Below are 6,036 nucleotides of genomic sequence, written 5' to 3'. Positions count from 1 at the left end.
CTCGGCCGCCAGCGTCTCGGCCGAGACCGAGGGGCTCGCCGGCGTGCTGGTCCAGGCCGGCCGCCACCTCGAGCGCACCGATGCGGAGAGCCGCGTGCTCGAGGCCGAGATGGCGGGCGCCGCACGGGATGCGGCCCGCGTCGTCGAGGCGGTGGCGACCCTGGCGCGGCAGGCCAACCGCCTCGCCCTCGGCGCCACCGTCGAGGCGGCGCGCGCCGGTATGGGCGGCGGGCCGCTCTGGCAGGCGGCGGAGGAGTTCAGACTCATCTCGGCCGATGCCGCCCGGGCGGTGGAGGAGGTGCGGGCCCTGAGCCGCCGCCTCTCCGGCCCCGGGGCGGTGGCGATGGGCAGTGTCGCGACGTCCCTCGCCTGCCTGCGACCGGCCTTCGCCACGACCAGCGCGGCGGCGGAGGCTCAAGCCGCCTCCGCCTGGCGCCTCTCCGACGCGGCCCAGGAATTCGCCCTCTCCACCGAGGATCTCGTCGGGGACGCGGTGGCGGCGACGGCCGCCGCCGACGAGGCGGCCCGGCGCATGGAGGCTGCACGATCCGCCGGGGCCGGCGTCGCCGGACTCGCCGGGGGGATCGCCGGGCGCGCCGTCGCGGCCTTGCGGCAGGCGGAGATCGGCGACCGGCGGGTGCATGACCGCTATCCCGTCGACCTCGCGGTCCGGGTCGGCAATTGGGGCCTCGGGCGCGTGCTCGATCTGAGCCGGGGCGGGCTGCTCCTGACCCCGCCGGAGGGCTGCGGCGCGGCGGTCGGCGCCCGACTCTCCCTCGATCTGCGCGGCATCGGCCGGATGCAGGTCCAGGTCGTCGGTGCGAGTTCCCGCGGCCTGCACTGCGCCCTCGGCGATGCGGTCGCCGAGGCGCGGATGCGCGACGCCCTGGTGGCGGTCGAGGAGGAGAACCGGCCGCTGATCGCGGCGGCGCTCGGTGGCGCCGCTTCGGTCGCCGCGGCGCTGGAGCAGGCCCTGGCCGCGGGCCGCCTCGCGCACCACGCCCTGTTCGACACGACCTACCGGCCCGTCGCCGGGATCGAGCCGCCGCACTACCTCACCGCCGCCGTGCCGGCCCTGGAAGACCTCCTGCCGCCGATCCTCGAACCGCTGCTGCTCGCCGACCCACGCACGGCCTTCTGCATCGCGGTGGACCGCAACGGCTACGCCCCGGTCCATAACCGCGCCCAGGCCCAGGCGCCGCGGGCCGGCGACCCGGCCTGGAACGCGCTGCACGCCCGCCAGCGCCGGCTCTACGACGACCGGGTCGGCCTCGCCGCCGCCCGCTCGACCCGGGCCTTCCTGGTCCAGGCCTGCCCGCAGGACGAGGCCGGCCGGCCGCCCCTGCGCGAGGTGGCGAGCCCCATCCGCGTCCATGGGCGGCACTGGGGGGCGCTGCGGATGGGGTTCCGGATCTGACGGAAGGGGGCTTTCAGCCCCCCGTCGTGCTCATGTGCCGCGGCACCGCCGGCTTGGCCGCGCGGGCGATGACGAAGTCGTGGCCCTTCGGCTTGCGGGTGATCGCTTCCCGGATCGCCTCGGCCACCACGGCATCGTCCGGGGAAGCGCGCAAGGCCGCCCGCAAGTCGGCGGCGTCCTCCTGGCCGAGGCACAGGTAGAGCTGGCCGGTGCAGGTCAGGCGCACCCGGTTGCAGCTCTCGCAGAAATTGTGGGTGAGCGGCGTGATGAAGCCGAGCCGCCCGCCGGTCTCCTCCACCCGCACGTAGCGGGCCGGGCCCCCGGTGCGGTCGGGGAGCGGGGTGAGGGTGAGGCGCTCCGACAGCCGCTCGCGCACCACCGAGAGCGGCAGGAACTGGTCGACCCGGTCGGGCTCGATGTCGCCGAGGGGCATCACCTCGATCAGCGTCATCTCCATGCCGAGCCCGTGGGCCCAGGCGAGCATGCCGGGGATCTCGTCCTCGTTGACGCCCTTGAGCGCCACGGCGTTGATCTTGACCTTCATGCCCGCCTCGCGGGCCGCCGCGATGCCGTCGAGCACCGTGTCGAGGTCGCCGCGCCGGGTGATCGCCCGGAACTTTTCGGGGTCGAGGGTGTCGAGCGAGACGTTGATCCGGCGCATGCCGAGGGCCGCCAGCTCGGCGGCGTGCTGGCGCAGGCGCGTGCCGTTGGTGGTCAGCGTCATCTCCTCCAGCGCCCCGGATTCGAGGTGGCGCGAGAGGTTGCGGAACAGCCGCATGATGTCCCGGCGCACCAGCGGCTCGCCGCCGGTGATGCGCAGCTTCCTCACGCCGCGGGCGACGAAGACCGAGCAGACCCGGTCCAGCTCCTCCAGCGTGAGCAGGTCGCGCTTGGGCAGGAAGGTCATGTCCTCGGACATGCAGTAGACGCAGCGCAGGTCGCAGCGGTCGGTCACCGAGACGCGCAGGTAGGTGATCGCGCGCTGGAACGGGTCGATCAGCGGCGCCGGCCGCACCGGCACGGACACGGCCGGCATCGGATCGTCGGTACGGGGACCCCACATGCGCTTCAACTTCCTCGGCGGGACTTCGGGCTCTGGCGGCCGGGTGTCAGCCTGCATATGAGCGCTCGTGAGACCGCGGGCAAGTTGTGCCTGAGGCGCAGGGAGACGCAAGCCATGACCGAGCAGGCGGCAGACCAGGCCGATTGGCCGACCGAGATCCGGCTGTCGCGCGACAAGCGCACCCTCCACGTCACCTATGCCGGCGGCGCGGCCTACGCCCTGCCGGCGGAGTACCTGCGGGTCGAGAGCCCCTCGGCCGAGGTCCAGGGCCACGCGCCCTCGGAGCGGAAATGGATCCCCGGCAAGCGCGAGGTCCAGATCCTGTCGGTGGCGCCCGTCGGCAACTACGCCGTCAAGCTCACCTTCGACGACATGCACGATACCGGGATCTACGCCTTCGACTTCCTGCGCCGCCTCGGCGAGGAGCAGGCGGCGCGCTTCGCCCGCTACGAGGAGGAGCTGGCGTCCCGCGGCCTGAGCCGGGAACCGGCGCGGCGGCGGTGATCAGCCCGCCGCCCGTGCCGGCCGCAACGCCGCCGCCAGGCTGAGCGCCGCGACCGCCACCGCCAGCGGCCCGAACGACACCCACAGCACGACGTCCCAGCCGTAATGGGCGAGGAGCCCGCCGGAGGAGAACGAGCCGAGCGCCATCGTGCCGAACACCACGAAGTCGTTGAGCGACTGCACCCGGGTCCGCTCCTCCGGCCGGTGGCACTCGAGCACCATCGCGGAGGCGCCGACGAAGCCGAAATTCCAGCCCAGGCCGAGCAGGACCAGGAAGGCCCAGAAATGGGCGAGGTCCAGGCCCGACAGCCCGACGATCGCCGCGACCGCCGTGAGCGACAGGCCCGCCGCCACGATGGCGGGCGCGCCGAACCGTGCGATCAGCCGCCCGGTGAAGAAGCTCGGGGCATACATCGCGATCACGTGCCATTGCAGGCCGAGATTGGCGTCGTCCTGCGTGAAGCCGCACAGGTGCATCGCCAGCGGCGCGGCGGTCATCAGGAAGTTCATCAGGAGGTAGGACACCACCCCGCAGATGACGGCCGTGACGAAGCGGGGCTGGCGGGCGATCTCGCCCAGCGGGCGTCCGCCCGAGATCTCGGCCTTGGTCGGCCCCGGCAGCCGCACGCCCATGAGCACCACGGCCGAGAGCGCCGCCACGGCGGCTTGGGCGAGGAAGGTTGCGGCGAAGACGTGGGACGGCCACAGGTCCATCGTGTGGCTGACGAGCTGCGGTCCGATGATGCCGGCGAACACGCCCCCGGCCATGACGGCGGAGAGCGCCCGCGGCCGGAGCGCCGGCGCGACGCAATCGGCGGCGGCGAAGCGGAACGACAGCACCACCGCCGCATAGGCGCCGCCGAAGAAGGTGGCGACGCAGAACAGCCAGAACGACGACAGCACCACGGCGAGTGCGGCCAGGAGCCCGACGAGCACCCCGCTTCCGGTGCCGGCCAGGAACGCGGTGCGGCGGCCGTAAGCCCGGGCGATGCGCCCGGCCGGCAGGGTGCAGGCGGCCATGCCGACGACGAAGATCGAGATCGGCAGGGTGGCGAGCGCCGGATCCGGCGCCAGCCGGCTGCCGATGACGGCGCCGGTGGCGTAGACCACGACCGAGTTGGCTCCGGCCAGCGCCTGCGCGAGGGCGAGGCGCAGCACGTTGCCGGTGCCGGTCGCGGCGGGCAGGGCGAGCGGGGCGGCGGGGTTCGACATCGGGTCTCGTCTCAGGCGGTGAGCCGGGCCCGCCAGCGCGCGTCGCGCGGCGAGGGGCGGCGGTGGAGGCGCCGGTCGAGGAGCGCGCGGGCCTTGGCGGTCTCCCCGGTGCGCATCAGGGCGACGAGGAGCGTGTCCTCGACCACCTCGCGCTGCGCCCCACTGCCGCCGATCCGCACGACCTCGGCCGCGACGGGTTCGAGGATCCGCGCGCAAGCCGCGTGGTCCCCGTCCGCGAAGGCGAGCGCCGCGCGGCAGATCGCCGGCACCACCGGCCCCGCCGCGAGGGTTCCCGCCTCGACGAGGTCGGTGAGGGCGTCGATGCGCGCCTGCGCGGCGGCGTGGTCGCCGGTCGCGGCGGCGAGCAGCCCCATATGCGCGTCGGCGAAGCCGAAGCCGGCCTTGGCGAAGTAAGGTCCCGCATAGGTCCGGACCTCGTCCCACAGGCCGGCCGGGACGTCGTGCCCGTAGGCGCCGAGGCGCCAGAGCAGCGAGACCGTGTCGGTGATCACGTTGAGCGACAGGCCTGCCGTCACCGCGGGCCGGACGTGCTCGGCGTAGATCGCCAGCGCTCCTTCGGAGTCGCCGCGCTCCAGCGCCGAGAGCGCGGCGTGCCAGGCGATGTGGCCGTGGAGGATGCCGGAGCGGTCGTAACCCGGCAGCCAGCCGGCGATCAGCGCCTCGGCCTCGGGCCCGGCCCCGTCCTCGAACAGGGCATGCGACAGGGCGTGGGCGCCGTTGGCGTTCTCGCGCCGCAAGGCGAAGCCGTGCTCGGTGAGGCGCCGCCCCCGCGCCACCGCGCCGTTCTCGGTATGGGCCCAGCCGCGGGAGACCCCGAACCACCAGTCGTCGGCCGCGTAGGCGTGGGCGTGGTGCTCGCACAGGTCGACCCGGGCCTGGTCGTGGTCAGGCCTGCCGGAGAAGGCCAGGAGCCCGAAGGCGCCGAGCGGCAGCGAGAGGATCAGGGCGTCCCGCGGCCAGGATTCGGCATGGGCGAGCGCCCGCGCCAGCGCGGCCTCCGACTGGCCGTCGATCGCCAGCGACAGGACGGCGACGTGGCTCCTCTCGCGCTCGGTCCCTCTCTGCGCCACGCACGCGGCGGCGGCGGTGATGCGGGTCCGCGCCGCCGCCGATTCGGCGCGCACCGCGTGCAGGCGGGCCCGGGCGGCATGCGCGAGGGCGAAGTCGGGATCGGCGGCGATCGCGGCATCGAGTGCCTCCGCGGCGCCCGGCCAGGCGGCGAGCAGCAGGTCGATACCGGCGCGGTAGCGCTCGGCGGCGCGGTCGGAGCGGGTCGAGAGGGGCAGGCCGCGGCGATCGTGGTGGGCCATGACGGTCTTCTTCTCTGGCGGAGGTTTCTTCTCTGGCGGAGGCTTGGCGCAGCAAAGGTCTTCTCCTGCATAGAGGAGCGCCGGCTGTCCGTATTTCGACGAGGCGCCAATCCGTGTAGAATTTTCGCCAAACTGGAACGCCCGGATGCGATGGCAGACGATCGAGACGCCGCACGGAGCGGCAGCGCCTCAGCCGCTCACGGTGCGGGCGCAAGCCATCCCGGCGCGCCACGCCTTCCCGGAACACGCGCATGCCTGGCACCAGGTCGTCTACGCCATCTCCGGGGTGCTGACGGTGGCGGTGGCGGGCCGCTCCTTCGTGATCTCGCCGGAGCAGGCGGTATGGCTGCCGACGGGGCACCGGCACCGGGTCGGCTCGCTGCTCGGGGCCGAGTTCCGCAGCCTGTGGATCGCCGCCGCGGCCGGGCGCGGGCTGCCGGCGGATCCGACGGTGTTCGGCGTCTCGGCCCTGCTGCAAGCCCTCATCGTCGAGGCGGCGGCGATCGACG

At 74.1% G+C, this 6,036-nt stretch carries 6 protein-coding genes; 3 read left to right on the top strand and 3 right to left on the bottom strand.

The features are described 5' to 3' along the window. The coding region (locus tag VQ03_RS34145) for a PilZ domain-containing protein (RefSeq protein ID WP_048454620.1) at positions 1-1,417 on the top strand (1,417 nt) is incomplete at its 5' end. A 13-nt stretch (positions 1,418-1,430) separates the two neighbouring features. Here the strand turns inward: VQ03_RS34145 and moaA are convergent. After that, positions 1,431-2,480 carry a GTP 3',8-cyclase MoaA gene (moaA, locus tag VQ03_RS30135; RefSeq protein WP_048454619.1) on the bottom strand — a complete coding sequence of 350 codons (1,050 nt, stop codon included), beginning with the start codon at positions 2,478-2,480 and terminating at the stop codon, positions 1,431-1,433. A 114-nt stretch (positions 2,481-2,594) separates the two neighbouring features. Here moaA and VQ03_RS30130 point away from each other — a divergent pair, with 114 nt between their 5' ends. Further along, positions 2,595-2,984, top strand: coding sequence for a gamma-butyrobetaine hydroxylase family protein (locus VQ03_RS30130; protein WP_048454618.1), 390 nt, complete (start codon positions 2,595-2,597; stop codon positions 2,982-2,984). Here the strand turns inward: VQ03_RS30130 and VQ03_RS30125 are convergent, their stop codons facing one another. Continuing rightward, entirely contained in the window at positions 2,985-4,196 is a 1,212-nt protein-coding gene (locus tag VQ03_RS30125) for an MFS transporter (protein ID WP_048454617.1), read from the bottom strand. A gap of 11 nt (positions 4,197-4,207) precedes the next feature. Continuing rightward, on the bottom strand, positions 4,208-5,527 hold the full coding sequence (locus tag VQ03_RS30120) for a tetratricopeptide repeat protein (RefSeq protein ID WP_048454616.1): 1,320 nt from the start codon (positions 5,525-5,527) through the stop codon (positions 4,208-4,210). A gap of 145 nt (positions 5,528-5,672) precedes the next feature. Between VQ03_RS30120 and VQ03_RS30115 the strand changes: the two genes are divergently transcribed. Further along, positions 5,673-6,036: AraC family ligand binding domain-containing protein (locus VQ03_RS30115; RefSeq protein WP_048454615.1), on the top strand; the 364-nt coding region annotated here is incomplete at its 3' end.

It is taken from the genome of Methylobacterium tarhaniae (assembly GCF_001043955.1).
Classification (GTDB): Bacteria; Pseudomonadota; Alphaproteobacteria; order Rhizobiales; family Beijerinckiaceae; genus Methylobacterium; species Methylobacterium tarhaniae.
The sequence above is the reverse complement of the archived record's forward strand: the minus strand, read 5'-3'. Positions and strand labels throughout refer to the sequence as shown.

What these genes read in the sequence shown, in the direction of transcription:
- moaA (WP_048454619.1), bottom strand. Translation starts at nt 2,480, where the DNA reads ATGTGGGGTCCCCGTACCGACGATCCGATGCCGGCCGTGTCCGTGCCG.
- VQ03_RS30130 (WP_048454618.1), top strand. Translation starts at nt 2,595, where the DNA reads ATGACCGAGCAGGCGGCAGACCAGGCCGATTGGCCGACCGAGATCCGG.
- VQ03_RS30125 (WP_048454617.1), bottom strand. Translation starts at nt 4,196, where the DNA reads ATGTCGAACCCCGCCGCCCCGCTCGCCCTGCCCGCCGCGACCGGCACC.
- VQ03_RS30120 (WP_048454616.1), bottom strand. Translation starts at nt 5,527, where the DNA reads ATGGCCCACCACGATCGCCGCGGCCTGCCCCTCTCGACCCGCTCCGAC.